The 17,880-nt window shown below is 60.2% G+C and carries 12 protein-coding genes; 7 read left to right on the top strand and 5 right to left on the bottom strand.

What is annotated here, in order from left to right; translation table 11 throughout:
• Window positions 1–45: 45 nt before the first annotated feature.
• The gene (locus tag ACA064_RS14835) at window positions 46–1,716 is read left to right on the top strand and encodes a VRR-NUC domain-containing protein (protein ID WP_497674019.1); all 1,671 of its coding nucleotides are present in this window, start codon (window positions 46–48) and stop codon (window positions 1,714–1,716) included.
• Window positions 1,713–3,974, top strand: coding sequence for a helicase C-terminal domain-containing protein (locus tag ACA064_RS14840; RefSeq protein WP_497674020.1), 2,262 nt, complete (start codon window positions 1,713–1,715; stop codon window positions 3,972–3,974). The genes ACA064_RS14835 and ACA064_RS14840 overlap by 4 nt, the downstream gene beginning before the upstream one ends.
• A 220-nt stretch (window positions 3,975–4,194) precedes the next feature.
• Here ACA064_RS14840 and ACA064_RS14845 read toward each other — a convergent pair whose 3' ends face one another.
• Window positions 4,195–5,403 carry a serine hydrolase domain-containing protein gene (locus ACA064_RS14845; protein ID WP_497674247.1) on the bottom strand — a complete coding sequence of 403 codons (1,209 nt, stop codon included), beginning with the start codon at window positions 5,401–5,403 and terminating at the stop codon, window positions 4,195–4,197.
• 237 nt (window positions 5,404–5,640) lie between these two features.
• On the opposite strand from ACA064_RS14845, the gene ACA064_RS14850 reads away from it, so the two are divergent.
• The 4 genes from ACA064_RS14850 to ACA064_RS14865 are packed head-to-tail and all read left to right on the top strand — an operon-like array spanning window position 5,641 to window position 9,143.
• A complete protein-coding gene (locus tag ACA064_RS14850) occupies window positions 5,641–6,249 on the top strand; it encodes a paraquat-inducible protein A (RefSeq protein WP_497674021.1) in 609 nt (202 codons plus the stop codon).
• Window positions 6,249–6,863 (top strand): paraquat-inducible protein A, encoded by a 615-nt coding sequence (locus ACA064_RS14855; protein WP_497674022.1) that lies wholly within the window; start codon window positions 6,249–6,251, stop codon window positions 6,861–6,863. Before ACA064_RS14850 ends, ACA064_RS14855 begins: the two co-directional genes overlap by 1 nt.
• Entirely contained in the window at window positions 6,856–8,529 is a 1,674-nt protein-coding gene (locus tag ACA064_RS14860) for a PqiB family protein (RefSeq protein WP_497674023.1), read from the top strand. The genes ACA064_RS14855 and ACA064_RS14860 overlap by 8 nt, the downstream gene beginning before the upstream one ends.
• 5 nt (window positions 8,530–8,534) lie before the next feature.
• A complete protein-coding gene (locus ACA064_RS14865; protein ID WP_497674024.1) occupies window positions 8,535–9,143 on the top strand; it encodes a PqiC family protein in 609 nt (202 codons plus the stop codon).
• Window positions 9,144–9,397: 254 nt separating this feature from the next.
• Here the strand turns inward: ACA064_RS14865 and ACA064_RS14870 are convergent, their stop codons facing one another.
• From ACA064_RS14870 to ACA064_RS14880, 3 genes are all read right to left on the bottom strand, one after another.
• Window positions 9,398–12,955, bottom strand: a complete 3,558-nt coding sequence (locus ACA064_RS14870; protein ID WP_497674025.1) for a hypothetical protein — start codon at window positions 12,953–12,955, stop codon at window positions 9,398–9,400.
• A gap of 204 nt (window positions 12,956–13,159) precedes the next feature.
• Window positions 13,160–14,512, bottom strand: a complete 1,353-nt coding sequence (gene gudD, locus ACA064_RS14875; protein ID WP_497674026.1) for a glucarate dehydratase — start codon at window positions 14,510–14,512, stop codon at window positions 13,160–13,162.
• A gap of 83 nt (window positions 14,513–14,595) precedes the next feature.
• Window positions 14,596–15,939: an MFS transporter gene (locus ACA064_RS14880; protein ID WP_497674027.1), complete on the bottom strand. Its 1,344-nt coding sequence runs from the start codon at window positions 15,937–15,939 to the stop codon at window positions 14,596–14,598.
• A 532-nt stretch (window positions 15,940–16,471) separates the two neighbouring features.
• Here ACA064_RS14880 and ACA064_RS14885 point away from each other — a divergent pair.
• The gene (locus ACA064_RS14885; protein ID WP_497674248.1) at window positions 16,472–17,182 is read left to right on the top strand and encodes a FadR/GntR family transcriptional regulator; all 711 of its coding nucleotides are present in this window, start codon (window positions 16,472–16,474) and stop codon (window positions 17,180–17,182) included.
• Between the two features lie 39 nt (window positions 17,183–17,221).
• On the opposite strand, the gene ACA064_RS14890 is transcribed toward ACA064_RS14885, so the two are convergent.
• Window positions 17,222–17,716: a GNAT family N-acetyltransferase gene (locus ACA064_RS14890; RefSeq protein ID WP_497674028.1), complete on the bottom strand. Its 495-nt coding sequence runs from the start codon at window positions 17,714–17,716 to the stop codon at window positions 17,222–17,224.
• Window positions 17,717–17,880: the final 164 nt, after the last annotated feature.

The raw sequence follows: 17,880 nt of genomic DNA on the forward strand, positions 1-17,880 counted from the left end.
CCGGGGCTTGAGCTGCTATCTGTACGCATAACCAGTACCCAGCAAATGTGGCGCGCTAGATCCGTGACTTCCAACCCGCTCGACAATCCGTTCTATTACCTCAACAACTTCGTGCAAGTGCTTGATTGGCTTGAGCAACGTTATGCCGATGTGTTGAGCGCTGAAGAGCAGCGATTCATGCTCGACTTCCGGTGCCTGCCCCAAGCCTCCCAGGCACTGCTGGTTCGAATGGTGATGCGCAAGGGTCTGCGGTTTCGCGCCGGCAAACTGCGCTACCAGGAAATTGGCGACGTTGGGCCTGCGGTCGAACCTTTGTTGCAGCTGGGCTGGGTCGATGAGCGGGCGTTGCTGGGCATCGAAGAGCTGTGTGATGTATTGCTGAAACCGGAAATACTCCAGTGCTTCAACTCCTCGATTGATCAGCCCAAGGCGAAAAAAACCGAATGGCTTGCCTGCCTGAGCGGGCAGTTCAGCGAAGTGCAAACCTTCAAGCAATGGTGTCCGACCCTGGATGACCGGCTCTTTACCCTGACCATCATGGGCCTGTGCGATCGGCTGCGGCTGATGTTCTTCGGTAATCTCTACCAGGACTGGTCGGAATTCGTGCTGGCGGACCTGGGCATCTTTACCTACGAGAAGGTCGAGTTTTGCGCCGAATCCCGTGGCTTGCGCAGCCGCGACGACGTGGATGGCTTTGTGTACCTGCAGCACTGCCAGGAACGCTTCGAGGCCGGCGAGCCATTGATCCAGGTGCTTGAGCAGATCCATGGACTGAAGACCGACAACCCCTGGCTTGAACGGCGCCGCGCCAGGCTGTTGTTTCAGCTCGGCCAGCACTGCGAGCGAGTCGACGACTTGCCCGCAGCGCTGGCTATCTACCGTACCTGCGCCTATCCCGGCGCCAGGCTGCGGCTGATCCGCGTGCTTGAGCGCAGCGGCGAGTATCCACTGGCAATGGAGCTGGCCAGTCATGCCGAACAATTCCCGGAAAATGCCGCCGAGCAACAGCAACTGCTGCGAGTGCTGCCAAGGCTGCGGCGCAAGCTCGGTGGCCCGGTCATGCCACGAACGGTGACGCGGGATATGTTGCGCCTGGATCTCAATCTGTCGCGAACCGATCCGGCGTTGTCGGTCGAACTGCATGTCCAGGCCCACCTCGATGAAGCCCTGGCACCGGTGCACTATGTCGAGAACGGCCTGATCAATTCGTTGTTCGGGCTGCTGTGCTGGCCGGCGATCTTTGCGCCGTTGCCCGGGGCGTTTTTTCACCCGTTCCAGCGCGGACCGGTCGACCTGCTCAACGAGGACTTTCATTCGCGGCGCGCCGAGCTGTTCCAGGCCTGCCTGGCAGAACTGGACGACCGGCGTTACCTCGAGACCATCCGCCGGCGTTACGTAGCCAAGTGGGGCGTACAGTCGCCTTTCGTGTTCTGGGGCACCCTGACAGAGGACTTGCTCGAACAGGCCCTCGACTGCCTGCCGGCCGAACACCTCAAGCACTGGTTCAATCGTTTACTGCTGGATATCAAGGCCAACCGCGCCGGCATGCCGGACCTGATCCAGTTCTGGCCGCAGCAGAAAACCTACCGCATGATCGAAGTCAAAGGCCCAGGGGATCGTCTGCAAGACAACCAATTGCGCTGGCTCGAGTTCTGCCAGCAACATCAGATGCCGGTAGCCGTCTGTTATGTGCAATGGGCGGAGCAGGGCACGTGAGCTACAGCATTGCGGTGCGCGCGTTGTGCGAGTTCACCGCCAAGGTCGGCGATCTCGACTTGCGCTTTACCCCGTCGCCGACGGCGCTGGAAGGCATCGTCGGCCACCGCACCGTCGCCTCGCGACGTAGCCAGGGTTATCAAACCGAAGTCGCGCTCGAGGGCCAGTTCCGGCAATTGCGGGTCAGGGGCAGGGCGGACGGCTATGACCCCGGCCAGAACCAGCTCGAAGAAGTGAAAACCTATCGCGGCGACCTGAGCGCCATGCCGGCCAATCATCGTCAGCTGCACTGGGCTCAGGCGAAAATCTATGGCTGGTTGATGTGCCAGCAATTGCAGCTGTCCGGGATCAGCCTGGCGCTGGTGTATTTCGATATTATCAGCGAAAAGGAAACCCGGCTGGTGGAAGCCTGGAGCGCCGCTGAGCTGGAGCAGTTCTGCAATCACCATTGCAGCCTGTTCTTGCAGTGGGCCGAGCAGGAAATGGCCCATCGCGAGGCGCGCAATCAGGCGGCGCAGCTGTTGCGTTTCCCACACGCCGACTTTCGCCCGGGCCAGCGCCATCTGGCGGAATCGGTGTTCAAGGCGGTGAGTACCGGCCGCTGCCTGATGGCCCAGGCACCGACCGGCATTGGCAAGACCGTGGGTACGCTGTTTCCGATGCTCAAGGCGCTGGTACCGCAGCAACTGGACAAGGTGTTTTTCCTCACCGCCAAGACCCCGGGCCGGCAACTCGCCCTCGATGCCGCCCGGGTGATCCACCATAGCGCGCCGCAGCTGCCGTTGCGGGTGCTCGAACTGGTGGCCCGGAACAAGGCCTGCGAACACCCGGACAAAGCCTGCCACGGTGAATCCTGCCCCTTGGCCAAAGGCTTCTATGATCGTCTGCCAGCGGCCCGCCAGGAGGCCACGCAGGCAAAGGTCTGGGATCAAGCCAGTCTGCGGCAAATTGCCCTCAAGCATGTGGTCTGCCCCTACTACCTGAGCCAGGAAATGGCCCGTTGGGCCGACGTGGTGGTTGCCGACTACAACTACTATTTCGACTTCAGCGCCTTGCTGTTCGGGTTGGCGCAACTCAACCAGTGGCGGGTCGCGGTGCTGGTCGACGAGGCGCACAACCTGGTCGAGCGCGGTCGGCAGATGTACAGCGCAAGCCTTGATCAATCGACCTTGAACAGCGTGCGCCACAACGCGCCAGAAGCCTTGAAAAAGTCCTTGCAGCGCTTGAACCGTGAATGGAATGCCCTGCACAAGGAGCAGATCCGCCCCTATCAGGCCTACGCCCGGACTCCGGAAAAACTGCTTTCGGCGCTGTCACTGTGCATCGCCGCCTTCGGTGACTACCTCAACGACCATCCCCAGGGGCTGGACAGTGCGCTACAGGGTTTCTATTTCGAGGCGCTGCAGTTTTCCCGGGTCGCCGAGCTGTTCGATGAGCAGTTCCTGTTCGATATCAGCAAGCGTGAGCTCAGCGCCAAACGCAGTGTGTCGCAACTCTGCCTGCGCAACGTGGTGCCCGCCGGTTTCATCCGCCCCAGGCTGGCGGCGGCCCGCAGCAGCGTGCTGTTTTCCGCGACCCTGAGCCCCCGGCACTACTATGGGGATCTGCTGGGGCTGCCGGTTGACACCGTCTGGGTTGATGTCGAGTCACCGTTCACCGCTGACCAGCTGGATGTACATATCGTCAGCCGGATCTCTACCCGGTTCGTGCATCGACAGGCATCGCTGGCGCCCATCGTCGAATTGATCGCCACGCAGTTTGAACAGCGTCCGGGCAACTATCTGGCGTTCTTCAGCAGTTTCGATTATTTGCAGCAAGTAGCGCAGTTGCTGGCCGAGAAATACCCGGATATCAAGCTCTGGTCACAGTCGCGCGGGATGGACGAAGGGCAGCGTCAGGCCTTTCTCGAGCAATTCACCAGCAGCAGCCAGGGTATCGGCTTTGCGGTGCTCGGCGGAGCCTTTGGCGAAGGCATCGACCTGCCGGGCGCACGCTTGATCGGCGCCTTTATCGCCACTCTGGGGCTGGCGCAGCTGAACCCGGTAAACGAGCAGCTGAAACAGCGCATGACCGCGATCTTCGGTGCCGGTTATGACTACACCTATCTGTTTCCTGGCGTACAGAAAGTCGTGCAGGCCGCCGGCAGGGTGATCCGCACCCAGCAAGACCGCGGCGTGGTGATGTTGATCGACGACCGTTTTGCCGAAGCCAGGGTTCAGCAATTGCTGCCGCGCTGGTGGTCAGTCAGTGAACAGTAGATACGCCGAACACAAAACCTGTGGCGAGGGAGCTTGCTGTGGCGAGGGGGCTTGCCCCCGTTCGGCTGCGCAGCAGTCGTAAAACCTGCATATGCGGTGTGCCTGGCAGAACCGGTTTGCAGGTTTCAGGGCCGCTGCGCGCCCCAGCGGGAGCAAGCTCCCTCGCCACAGGTGTGATGCTCGTCCAAAATCCTTCACTGACAGTCATTGGAACCCGCCCTCATTGCGCCGGATACACCGCATCGCGAATGTCCCGGGTAAACGCCCCGGACATGCCCTCGAAGACGGTATTGGTCAGGGCCACTACAGTCAGCTTCGCCTGCGGATCGACAAACCAGCTGTGACCATAGGCCCCGCCCCACTGAATCGTGCCCTTGGATTGTGGTGTTTTCGTCAGAGCCGGATCGTCCAGTACCGCCCAACCATAACCGAAGCCCCAACCCGGACCTTGGGCCTGCGCCTGGGGGCCGACCTGATCGGTCATCATCGACTGCACGCTACGGCTCGAAAGGATTGACCCGCCGCCCTGGCGCAGAATTTCCAGGAAGCTGCTGAAATCGCTGGCGGTCCCCGCCATGCCGGCACCGCCTGACGGGTAGGCCTGAGGGTCGAGGATTCGTTTCAAGGAGAACAGCGTGCTGCTTTCGCCGGATTTGATCACCGCCTCATCGGCCATTCGCAGCGGCCGCGGGTGGCCGTCGCTGTACACCGCCGAGAGGCGCTGGATATCGCGCACCGAGAACGCCGTATCGCGCATGCCGGCCGGACCGGTGACCAACTCTTCGACCAGCACCGGCAGGCTTTGCCCCGTGACTTTTTGCAATACCGCGCCCAGCACATCGGTAGCCATGGAATACCGCCACTGGGTGCCCGGCGCATAGCTCAGTGGCACGCTGGCAATGCGCTTGAGGTTTTCCTCAAGGCTGATACCCGGTTCAGCCAGGCCATCCGAGACGCCCGCGGTGCGATAAGGCCCGTGCTCGGTTTCCAGCAAACCATAACTCAGGCCAGCGGTATGGTTGAGCAGCTGGCGGATGCTGATATCCGCTTCGCTGCCGTCGGCCAGTCGGGGCCGAAAATCCGGCAGCCAGCGACTGACCTGATCATCCAGAGACAAGCGTCTTTGCTCGACCAGGCGCATGGTTGCGGCCGAGACCAGCGGTTTGGTGACGGAGGCGAGGCGGAAAATCGTCTCCTGGGTCATCGGTCTCGCCGCCTCGCGGTCGGCGAAACCGGCGGCCCGGCGGTAAACCTCCTGACCGTCGCGAAGGACTATCACCACAGTACCGACGATCCGCTGCTCGGCGACGGCGCGCTCGATCACCCCATCGAGCCGCCCCGCCAGATCGGGTTGACTGGCGTCGGCGCTGGCCAGCGAAGCGCAGAGGGAGGCCGCCAGGGCGGCAAGGCATCGGGCGGGAAGATTCATGGTTTTGATAAAACTGAACATGACAACTCTCTGTTGTTCGGTTGCTGCTATTTGCGCCATTGGAGGCTAACACGCTGAGTCCGTAGCCAGACCAAGCAACATCCAGATCTGGCTGTTCCTCTCCTGACTGGCGTTAAAGCCGGTCCGCACTAGACTCCACAGAGTAAATCGCCCCTGGAATCAGACGATAGTCTCCAGTCACGAGAAACGGATCTTCCCTATGCCTCAGTCGAGCCTATGACCTCTTCTCCTGCCTGGATCATCTGCGAGCACTGCGACTCGGTGTACAAGGCAGTCCCTCTGGCCAAGGGCCAGACGGCTCGTTGCATACGTTGCGCGGCCATTCTGGATCGCGGGGAGTCGTTCAGCGTTCAACAACTGCTGGCACTGTCCATCAGCGCCGCGCTTTTGTTTGTGTTCGCCAACGCGTTCCCGATCATGACCATCAGTCTGCAAGGCCTGAGTAATCAAGCGACGCTGTGGCAGTCGGTGCAAGCCCTGGCGCAAGGGGAGATCAGCGTGATAGCGGCGGTGACGGGGCTGGCGATCATCCTCGCGCCATTCCTGCAAATCTGCGTGTCGTGCTGGGTGCTCAGCTTTGCCCTGGCCGGGCGCGCGGCTCCCGGCTTCAAGAACTGCATGCGGACCCTGGAGCACTTGCGGCCCTGGAGCATGCTCGAAGTGTGCTTGCTGGGTATTTTGGTGGCCATCATCAAACTGGCGGGCATGCTCGATGTGCATCCGGGGGTGGGGTTGTGGGCGCTGGCCATGCTCACCGTGCTGATCATCCTGATTTCCGGTAAAGGCATCCGCAGGCTGTGGAAGGACCTGGAGGGCGTCATTTGATGAACATGCCGCCCTATGCCAGCCAGTTGAATCTGACCTTGTGCCATACCTGCGGCCAGGTCTGCCCGGCGGCGGACCGGAACTGTGCTCGTTGCGAATCACCCCTGCATCGACGCAAACCCAACAGCATTTCGCGTACCTGGGCATTTTTGCTGGCCAGCCTGGTCTTCTACATCCCGGCCAACGTGATGCCGGTGATGTATACCGACATCTTTGGCAGCGGCAGCGAAAACACCATCTTCAGCGGGATCGTCGAGTTCTGGAACGCAGGGGAGTGGGACCTGGCGCTGGTTATTTTCATTGCCAGCGTGGCAGTGCCCTGCATGAAATTCCTGGTGCTCGGCACCCTTCTGGTCACCTGCCAGCGTCGCAGTCGCTGGGCCATGCGCGAGCGGGCGAAACTCTATCGCCTGATCGAAGTGATCGGTTACTGGTCGATGCTCGACGTGCTGGTGGTGGCCGTGATCGCCGCCCTGGTGCAATTCAAATCCCTCAGTACCATCGATCCGCGGATCGGTATTCTATTTTTCGGTCTGGTGGTGGTGATGACAATGTTCGCTGCCATGAGTTTTGATCCCCGGCTAATCTGGGACGCAGAGGTTGAAAATGCCTGATCATCCAAGCTCCACCGCCGCGCCGGCTCCAGGTACTCCCGAGGTCAAGCGTCGACGTTTCAATGTGTCCCTGGTATGGCTGGTGCCGATTGTCGCGGCCCTGGTCGGGTTGTCCATGGTGATCCATAACGCCAGAACGGCCGGACCACAGATTACCGTGAGTTTCCTGACGGCCGAAGGGCTGGTGGCGAACAAGACCCAGGTCAAATACAAGAACGTGGTCATCGGCAAGGTGACCTCGATTACCTTGCGCGAGGACCAAAGCCATGTCGACGTGACCATCGACCTCGAAGGTTTCGCCAAATCCTTTGCTACTGAAGATACGCGCTACTGGGTCGTGCGGCCGCGTATCGGCGCCCAAGGCATTTCGGGGATCGATACGCTATTGTCCGGGTCCTTTATCGGTGCCGATGCCAGCGAGTCGAAAAAAACCCAAAAAGAGTTTGTCGGCCTCGAAACTCCGCCTTCGATTATCTACGGTGAGCAAGGCACCCGTTACACCTTGAAAACCGATGACCTGGGCTCGCTGGATATCGGCTCGAGCGTCTACTATCGGCGTATTCCGGTGGGTGAAGTGGTGTCCTATAAGCTCGCGGATGATGGCAAAAGCGTCGAAGTACAGATCTTCATCCATGCCCCGAACGACAGGTTCGTGACCCGTGATAGCCGATTCTGGAACGCCAGCGGGGTGGATGTCAGCCTGGCCGCCGACGGCCTGAAAGTGAACACCGAGTCGCTGGCCGCGATTCTGGCCGGGGGGATCTCTTTCGTTGAGCCCAAGTACAGCCCCAATCCGGTGATCGCAGAAGAAAATACCCGGTTCACCCTGTTCAACGACCAGCAAACCGCCATGGCGCCAGCCGATGGCGAGCCACGCTACATCCGCATGCGCTTCGAACAGCCCTTGCGTGGCCTGGTAGTTAACGCGCCGGTGGAATTTCACGGGGTTAACCTGGGCCGGGTGGTATCGGTTGACCTGGACTATGACGAGGTCAAGAAAAGCTTCCCCACCATCATTGGCGCCGTGATTTATCCCAGCAGGCTGGGTAAGGCCCATGAAAAAATGTTGAAGAATCGGGACGTCAACGACGAAGCCCAGGCTGTACAAATAATGGGGCAGTTCGTCGCGCGGGGGCTCAGAGCCCAGGCCAGGACCGGCAACCTGATCACTGGCCAACTCTACATCGCCCTGGACTTTGTCCCGAACGCCACACCGGTGAACTTCGACGTGGCGGCACGACCCTTGGAGATTCCAACGATACCGGGCAGCCTGGATAAACTTCAGGAGCAATTGCAAGCCGTCGTCGACAAGATCAGCAAGCTGCCGATCGACCAGATTGCCGCCAACCTCAATGGCACCCTCGGCGACCTGCAGAAAACCCTCAAGCAGGTCAATGGCGAAGTGCTGCCGCAGATGCGCGATACCCTGGTACAGGCCAAGAAAACCGTGGCCTCGGCCAATGACAGCTTTTCCGAGGAATCACCGCAGCGCCAGCAATTTGGCCAGGCCATGGATGAAATCCAGCGTACCGCGCGTTCAGTGCGGGTGCTGACCGACTTTCTGGGCCGGCATCCCGAGGCGCTGATTCGCGGACGGATCAAAGACAACAAGCCCGATGGATATAAATCATCGTCTTCATCCTCTCGAGACATTGACCAGGAATGAACCCCATGACTATTCGCTCCCTGGCCATTTTCGCCACCCTGGGCCTGAGCGCCTGCACGTCGGCACCGACCCATTACTACACCCTGGTGCCGACCGCGACGGACGCAGCTGCGCGCACCAATGTAGCCACGCCAGCCTTCCAGTTCGAGATGCTGCCGGTGCGCATCCCGGTGCAAGTCGACCAGCCGCAGGTGGTGATCCGCCAGAGCAGTGGAGCCTTGGCGATCCTTGAGACCGAACGCTGGAGCGCGCCGCTGGCCGATGAGTTCCATGACGCCCTGGCCAGTCAGATGGAGCTCAAGCTGGGGACCCGCGATCTGGCGGGCTTGCCCAAGATTCCCGGCCGCGACGTTCTCTCGCTGCAAACCGATGTCCGGCGCTTCGACTCGCTGCCGGGCCAGTACGCCTTGATCGATGCGGTCTGGAGCATCGCCTTGCGCGGCGCTGGCGAAAAACCTCGAAGCCTGACGTGCAGTAGCGTCATCCGCCAACCCGCCGGCCCCGGGGTGCAGGATGTGGTGCTGGCCCATCAGCAGGCCATCGGGCAACTGGCGGGCATCATTGCCGGTACTGCGCGTAACTGGTCAACGCAGCGGGGGACCGGCTGCCCTTAGATTAATGCCAGTCAGTTGTGGTGAGGGGGCTTGCCCCCGCTGGGGCGCGTAGCGGCCCTAAAACCTGCAAAGGCGTTGTATCAGGCACATTGCATTCACCGATTTTACGACTGCTTCGCAGCCGAACGGGGGCAAGCCCCCTCACCACAGGCAAGCCCCCTCGCCACAGGTTTGCGTTCGGCGCTTTTTTTCTTAACTGACTGGCATTGGCCCTTAGGTCGGCTATCGGCGGGCAATGCCTTGTCCGCCGTTGCCTAAAACTTCGCATAACTCAACGCGTCGACGATGGCCGAACCGCCAATGCCGGTCAGCGCCAGCAGCAGTGCCCGCACCAGCGGCTCTTCCGAGTAGCGTGAGAAGGCGCCGGTATTGAGTGCCGCGATGCGCTCGCGGATCATCCGGAACTTGTCGTAGCCCGGCGTGCCGGCGGGTGTTTCCAACAGATAGCTATCAACCCGTTGCAACGCCGCGCTTCGTGCTTTTTCCGCGGCACGGCGCAGCGACAGCGCGCTGATCAGCAGCACCAGGGCGGTGAGCAGGAATGAGATGACCACGCTGGGCGGTGTCGGCCAGTTGTCGAACACACTGCTGCGGGACGCCATCAGGATCAACAGGACCACCGTCGGTGCATAGATCAGACGGTTGACCGCCGCGGTGCGCCTGGCAATCAACATCATGTCCACCCAGTCGTCGATACAGGCATGGTCACGGATACCAAAGATCTTCTCGTGCTGATCCTGCAACCTTTTCGGCCAGATCGAGTGATAGCTGCTCAGTTGGCGGATGAATCGCGCCAGCAGGCGGTTGGCATCCACCACCCAAAACACCAGCAGTTGGAAAACCAGGGTTGGAACCATCCAGCTCAACCTCCAGACCGGCGACTCTCCGCGCACCGGAACCCCTTCCATGGGCCACAGCACAAAGAGCACGCTGGTGACCACCACAAAAATCCAGGTGGCGAGTACGGCGCGCAGCATACGGGCACCGAAGGTACCGCTCACGCAGTGTTCCCTCCAGAAACGCAGGAAAGAGATGATCGTGCGCCCGTCCGCATCACCGGACCGGGGAAGAGCAGCCCATGCCTTGGGCTGTGCCCTGGCCATACTGGTGGATGAGAGCGGGAACAGCACCAGGAACAGGCGATGCCCCAGTTCTTCGAGCCATTGATGCCATGTGCGCCTTTTCCCACCTTGAACGAAGCGCGGAAACTGCCACCACAGACTCGTTCGATGGCTGCGCAGGTAGGGGCGTAAATGATAGGAAGTCTCGATCTCGATCCGATTGACGCGCAGGCTGCGCCAGCCCCAGGCCAGCGCCGAGAGGGAGATCAGTACTGCGAGCAGGCGCAGCGCCACCGTTGGCCAGGCGCTGATGCCCTCGAACAGGAACATCGGCTCGCCCAGTCCGCCGCCCGTCAAGGTGTGGCGGATCTGGAATGCCCATAGCAGCGCGAGGATGAATACCACGATCGGCACCGCGATGTACCACGCCGACGAGTCGAACAACCCTCTGGCCACGGCGGGGGCGGGTGGGCCTTCGCAAGGAGCCGACTGGCGCCGGGAGCGGCGGATAAGCCCTGAGCAAATGATCCCCAGCAGGATCAACATGAAGGTGATCCACATGAACTCCACGCGCCAGTACTGGGTGGCGACCCAGGCGGACAGCCCGGACGCCACATAAAGCGCCAGCGGCACGCCGCGTACCCAAGGTGGCAGGCTGTTGTTGGGCGATTGCTCATTGGTCCACCACCAGCCAAGGAAGATCGCCAGGACCAGCAGGATCAGCGACAGCGGCCCGGCCCAGAAGTACGACTGTCGCTCTTCGAACCTGTTGCGCATCGATTGGGACAGTTCGGGATACGGCGGTGGCGACGGATCCTGCAGGCAGCGCAGGGCCATGATGTCCTGCGGACGTATAGTGCTGGTCCGGCCTGGCCGCGCACGGAGCGGGGCTGCGCAATCCTCGGTGCGCGATGCGGTCAACCGGCTCGCCAACGGGATGAAGCCACTGATGCCCACTTCATAAATGCCGGGCGAGAGCAGCCCCGACTTCGAATAATCGAATTTCGCCCGCTTGGCGTCGAAACTCTGCGGCGCCTGGGCGGCCAGGACCGCGATGAAGACCGCGCTCTGCAAACTGTCGCGAAAGGGCGGCACGTCCTGTTGCAGGGCGCGGGTCAGCGTCAACCCATAGGGCGCGGCCAGCACCAGATTGCGGGTGGTCTGCGCCTGACCGCGCTGCAACATGCGCGCGTCAAGATCGGTGGAGAAAAACACCTTGTTCGGCATCCGGCTCTTGAGGGCCTGCAAGACCAGCAGCTTGTCGTAGGTGTCGACGCCCAGCACGCCAATGGCGCCGATACCACTTTCACCATTTCGACGATAAGCCTCGTCCTCGAGCACGATGTGATCGGCGAGGCGGCGCAGGTAATCGAGCTGGGAATTGCCATCGGACTTCTCGAGCGGGCTCAGATCCAGTTGGTTGTTGTCCTTGCTGGTGTCCTTGGCGGTGGCCTTGTCGGCGCTCGGGGCTTCCTCCGGAAGGCGTCCGTCGAGGCCACGCAGATAGCTGAAGCGCAGCACCCATTCATCGACCATTGCCATGTCGTCCTGGCTGATACGGGCGCTCTCGGCAACCTGCGACTTGAAGCTCTCGATCAGTGCGCGACTGTAGAAGCTGTCCCACTCGGAGATCAGCGCAATGCGGTTGCCGCGCATCCTGCCCTCAGGAGCGCAAGGCATTCCGACCCGCAGCGTCGCACCTTTGGCGCATTGCACGCCGGCAGCCGGATCTACTCGACGCAGCTTCAGTTCCTCCAATAGCAAGCGCGTCATGGTGCCGTCGTCGCTGACCGTGCGCAGCAGGTTCAATGACTCTTTGTATTTCGCTGGCTCCTTTGACATTTCCTCCTGAGAACCTGTTTTGCCAGACGCGGCCTTGGTGAAGCCGCGCATCAGCATTTTTTTGTCGGCCGTGGCCAGTGGCGAGTAAATCTCGATTTTGGGCACTGGGATGTCCAGGGCCTCCTGCCAGTAAATATCCCGGAGCATGGTCGAGTTGGAGGGGCCGATCACCTTGAGTAGGGTACTGTCGGGCTGCGCGTCGCACGCTTGCGGAGCACCGTACGCCTGGCCGACTTTACAGGCCAGGGTGTGGCGTAAGAGGTCGAGCTTGTGCAACGGGTCCGAACCGAGATATTCCTGCTTCACCCAGAACAGCATGGTCCGGTTAGCCGGATGTTTGATGTCGTCAGCGTCCGTAGGGGGATCGAACGGGTCGGCGACGAAGGTTTCATAGGGGAGTTCGACGCGTTGCGGATCATCGATTTCGGTGGTTTGCGGATTGCCCACCAGATCGTTTGCAAGGGCCAGGCAACGGATGTGCTGCTCGTCCTCCGGGACCATTCGGGAGTTCTTGAATCCGGCCAGGGTTGCGTAGCGAATGCGCCGGCGCAGTTCGACCTCATCGGCATACGGACCACCCTCGACCAGTGCCACCATGATGTTCGGAGGCGCTCCCTGCGCGAGTGAGGTGCCAGGCACCGCTGACTTGCCGGAAAGCGTGCTACTACACTCAGAGCCTTCGGCCTCGCCGCCCTTGAGCTTCTTGCGATAGCGCTCGAGCGCATCGAAGGGGTCCTGCCACAGGCGAGCTTCTATGGGCAGTTGCGCCTGGAATTGCCCACCGATGGGGCGCGACTCGAGGAAAGGCTCACGGTACAGAGCGAAGGTCGATACCACCAGGCTGAGGATGACTGCGCTGCCTGGCAGCCAGAAGCCCAGGTTGCTTCCTGAATCCTTGTTGTTGTCCATGGCCTATCCCTCAGGTGTCGGGGCGACCGCTACTCCTAAGGTATAGACCCAACCAGGGCGTCCGCCCAACTCGCGGGCGCGCGCAATGGCCAGCAGCTACGCTATCTGTGCGTGTTTTTATAGGCGAATCAACTCATTGAAGGCGAGGTGAGGTGCCCGACCAGAAGCTATTGCCTCTGGCCGAACACCGGGTTGAGCGCTGGTTCAGCGCACCAGGCAGGGCTGCTTGTTGTTGAATTTCCAGTCAGGGATCAGGAACTGCATGGCCACGCTGTCATCTCGCGCGCCCAGCCCCATGCCTTTGTACAGCTCGTGGGCCTGGGCCACTTGGTCCATATCCAGCTCGACACCCAGGCCGGGTTTTGCTGGAACCTGCACGCAGCCATCGACTATTTGCAGCGGTGCCTTGGTCAGGCGCTGACCGTCCTGCCAGATCCAGTGAGTGTCGATGGCGGTGATTTCGCCCGGCGCGGCAGCGGCCACATGGGTGAACATCGCCAGTGAGATGTCGAAGTGGTTGTTGGAATGCGAACCCCAGGTCAGACCCCATTCGTTGCACATCTGCGCCACCCGAACCGAACCCTGCATGGTCCAGAAGTGCGGGTCGGCCAGCGGGATGTCTACCGATTGCAGCTGGATTGCATGGCCCATCTCGCGCCAGTCGGTGGCAATCATGTTGGTCGCGGTCTTCAGGCCGGTCGCACGGCGAAATTCCGCCATGACTTCGCGACCGGAAAAACCGTTCTCGGCGCCGCAGGGGTCTTCTGCGTAAGCCAGTACATGCTGCTGATCGCGGCAGAGGCGAACGGCTTCCTTGAGCGACCATGCACCATTAGGGTCCAGGGTGATACGCGCGTCGGGGAAGCGCTCGGCGAGGGCGGTGACCGCCTGGATCTCTTCGTCGCCGCTTAACACGCCGCCCTTGAGTTTGAAGTCCTTGAAGCCATAGCGGGCGTGAGCCGCTTCGGCCAGGCGGACTACGGTTTCCGCAGTCATGGCCGGCTCATGGCGCAGGCGGAACCAGTCGTTGTCCGCCTCCGGCTCGCCGCGGTAGGCCAGGTCGGTCTTGTGGCGATCACCGACGTAGAACAGATAACCGAGCATTTTCACTTCATCGCGCTGCTGGCCTTCACCCAGCAGGGCCGCGACCGGTACCTCCAGGTGCTGACCCAGCAGATCGAGCAGGGCGGCTTCCAGACCGGTAACGGCGTGGATGGTGATGCGCAGGTCGAAGGTCTGCAAGCCGCGACCTCCAGCGTCTCGTTCGGCAAAGGTCTGGCGCACCCTGTTGAGGATTTTCTGGTAAGTGCCAATGCCGTTGCCGACCACCAGCGAGCGGGCGTCTTCGAGGGTCTGGCGGATTCGCTCACCGCCCGGCACTTCACCCACGCCGGTATGGCCGGCATTGTCCTTGAGAATCACGATATTGCGAGTGAAGAATGGCCCGTGGGCGCCGCTGAGGTTGAGCAGCATGCCGTCGTGGCCGGCCACCGGGACGATCTGCATGCTGGTTATGACCGGGGCTTTACCGGCGTCTTGAGGGGTCGACGTGTTCATGGTGATGTCCTGTAAATTCGAATTCGTTTGATCCGGGGCAGTGGCCAGGCGATTGTCGGCTCTGGCGCACTACCCCATCCTCGTCAGAAGTGGCCAGGGGCCGGTTTCAACGCGGCGGCGGGTGCGCCTTTGGGCTTGTTGCGAGCGGCGAAGACAATAATCGCGGCGATGATCGAAGTAGCGGCCAGGCCGTACAAACCGCCCTGGATCGAACCGGTGCGTTCTTCCAGCAAGCCAAAGGTAGTCGGTGCCACGAAGCCGCCGAGGTTGCCGACCGAGTTGATCAGCGCGATCACACCCGCGGCGATTCGTGCATCCAGATACGCCTGTGGAATCGGCCAGAACAGCGAGGATGCCGACTTGAAACCCAGCGCCGCGAAACAGATGGCGACGAAGGCAAAGATCGGCCCGCCAGTGGTCGACATGAACATCCCGGCGGCGGCAATCAGCAACGCGGTCGCGACCCAGGCTTGCTGGTGTTTCCAGCGGGCCGAGAAGGATGCGAAGGCATACATGCCGACAATCGACAGCAACCAGGGAATCGAGTTGAACAGCCCGACCTGCAGGTCGCTGAGCTCACCCATCTTCTTGATGATGCTCGGCAGCCAGAAGGTCGCGGCATAGATGGTCAGCTGGATGAAGAAGTAGATCAGGCAGAACAGAATGATCTGGCGGTCCTTGAGCAGTTTGCCCAGCGTAGGCTTGATCGGCGTTGCCGCTTCACGGGCCAGTTGCTCGGCATCGATGGCATGGACCAGGGCATCCTGCTCGGCGCGGGTCAGCCATTTGGCATCGTGGGGTCTGGAGTCGAGCCAGAACCAGACGAAGACGCACAGCACCACCGAAAACAGCCCTTCGATGAAGTACATCCACTGCCAGCCATGCATGCCGAAACCGGTTATTTGCAGGAGCAACCCCGACAACGGACCAGAGATCAGCGAGGCGATCGCCGAGCCACTGAGAAAGATCGCAATCGCTTTACCGCGCTCCACACCGGGCAACCAGCGAGTGAAGTAATAGATCACCCCCGGGAAGAACCCTGCTTCGGCCACACCCAGCAGGAAACGCAGGATGTAGAAGTGGGTTTCGTTCTGGATGAACGCCATGCAGGTCGCGACAATGCCCCAGGTCAGCATGATGCGGGTCAGCCAGATGCGGGCACCGACTTTCTGCAAGAGGATATTGGAAGGGACTTCGAACAGCGCGTAACCGATGAAAAACAAGCCGGCACCAAAGCCATAGGCTGCGGCCCCGATACCCAGATCGTGCTCCATGTACGAACGCACGAAGCCGATGTTTACCCGGTCGATGTAGTTGACGATAAACATGATGACAAACAGCGGCAGGACATGACGCTTTACTTTCGATACGGCCGAAAGCAAAGCCGGATCCGCGCCGTCGCTCACCCTGGAATTGGATGTGTTCACAGTATTTTCTCCCACTCGTTATTTTTATGCGGGGTATGGCGTGATCAAGTGTCAGGCGGGCGTATCGAAATCGCTGACAGGGAGGGCGAGGGGTGCTGCCGAAGGGAGGGTGTTGAATGCGTGTGAATTCATGGTAGGTCCGCCTGCTGGATAGTTTTTGTTAGGGGTGTGGCTCGAGTTGATAGACATCATACAACTGAGGTTTTTCTCCTACAAGGCAAGCGGCGTGACTTTATCGTTCTAGGGATTCTGTTTTTTATGCGTTTTTACTGTTAAATATTGCCTTATATCCATAATTTACAGAAAGTTAAGGAGGATTTTTGATGTTTTACGGGAATAAGGAACTGAATGGATGAGGGGTAAATAGATCTTGATGAGGAGCGTCAAAAACCTCGGTTATTGACAGTTGTTGAGTGTTGTCATACAAGTTTTGCTAGGCATAGCGCACCTTTCACGGCGCACAGGGAACTGAGCGCAACACGAAACAGCCAGGATGTTACGATTTGATAGCCCGGATTTGTGGATGACCATGATGCAAAACGACACTGATGTACCTGCGCGCAAACGCTCTCACAATCTTGCCTATGAACTGGTGGCGGAGCTGACCCAGAGGATTTTGCTGGGCACCCTCAAGCCTGGCGAAAAGCTTCCGGCAGAAAACACCATTGTTCGTGAGCATGGGGTCAGTCGCACGGTAGTGCGTGAGGCCATCTCGAAATTGCAGGCATCGGGGTTGGTGGAAACCCGCCACGGCATCGGCACCTTTGTTCTCGAGCGTTTGCCCGAGCAGGGCTTGCGCCTGAATGTCGATACAGCCTTGAGCGTGCGCAGCATTCTCGAGTTGCGCATGGGCCTCGAAACCCAGGCCGCAGCCCTGGCTGCCAAGCGTCGCAGCCCGGAGCAGTTGGCGCAGATGCGTAAGGCATTGGATGACTATCAGCGTTTATTGGCCAATAACGACAGTTGCGTGGAAGAAGACAAACGCTTCCATTTGCTGATTGCCGAGGCCACCGGCAATACCTGCTTTACCGAAATCATGCAGCATCTGGGGAGCTCGATGATTCCCAGAACCCGGGTAACCGCCACTGAACGTGGCGGAGTCGACTTGGCGAAGCTTGGGCAGCTTGCCAATCTTGAGCACGAGGCCATTCTCAATGCCATCAAAAAACAGGACCCGGACGCAGCTCGAGCGGCGATGTGGCTACACCTGACGAACAGTCGTGACCGGTTTTCTGCAGATTGAACAGGTCACCATAGGCCATGGCATCACAACACTTATCGCTTAAGCGCTGAACTCAAACCGGAAGAGCGTGCAGGCATATCCATCGACCGACAGCTGATGCCGAGTGAATTCACCCTCGCAGAGGTCGGGGATGACCCTGGCCCAGAATGCGCGAGCAGGCTGATTGGCGTCGATGTGTAAAATCTGCCACTGGCCGGGAAATTTTTTCAGTAACGCCGACACCACAAACCTGCCGATGCCACGACCACGATAGCGGCGGCCGACAAAAAAGTAGCCGATATTGTACTGCGCGCCTTGCGAGCGAACCTCGTCGTCAATGGTCACGAACCCCGCCAATTCCCCGTCAACCTTGATCAGGAACGGGTGGGTCGAGGGTTTTCGCCAGTAGTCGAGTTTGGGCTGGATACTGAAAAAACCATGCTCGCCGAACTCCAGCGCCAGCCACTCGCTGAAGTCGTACATATAGAACTGCATCAGGTTTTCGATGCATTCGAGCTCATCGCGCTGGGCACTGTGCAGTTCTATCGAGAGCATTGCGGGGAGCTCCTGCTTGCAGTCTGAGGCGTCATGCAGACTCTCGCTGGCCAGGCGCGGAAAGTCCAGGTTTCGCATTCGGCGCCTTTACTCCTGGCTGACTGGCATTGGGGCAAGCCCTGGAGTAACAATTGCAACGCGCCGAATAAGTTCTCTGTGGGAGA

This window comes from Pseudomonas sp. LBUM1658 (genome assembly GCF_059716055.1).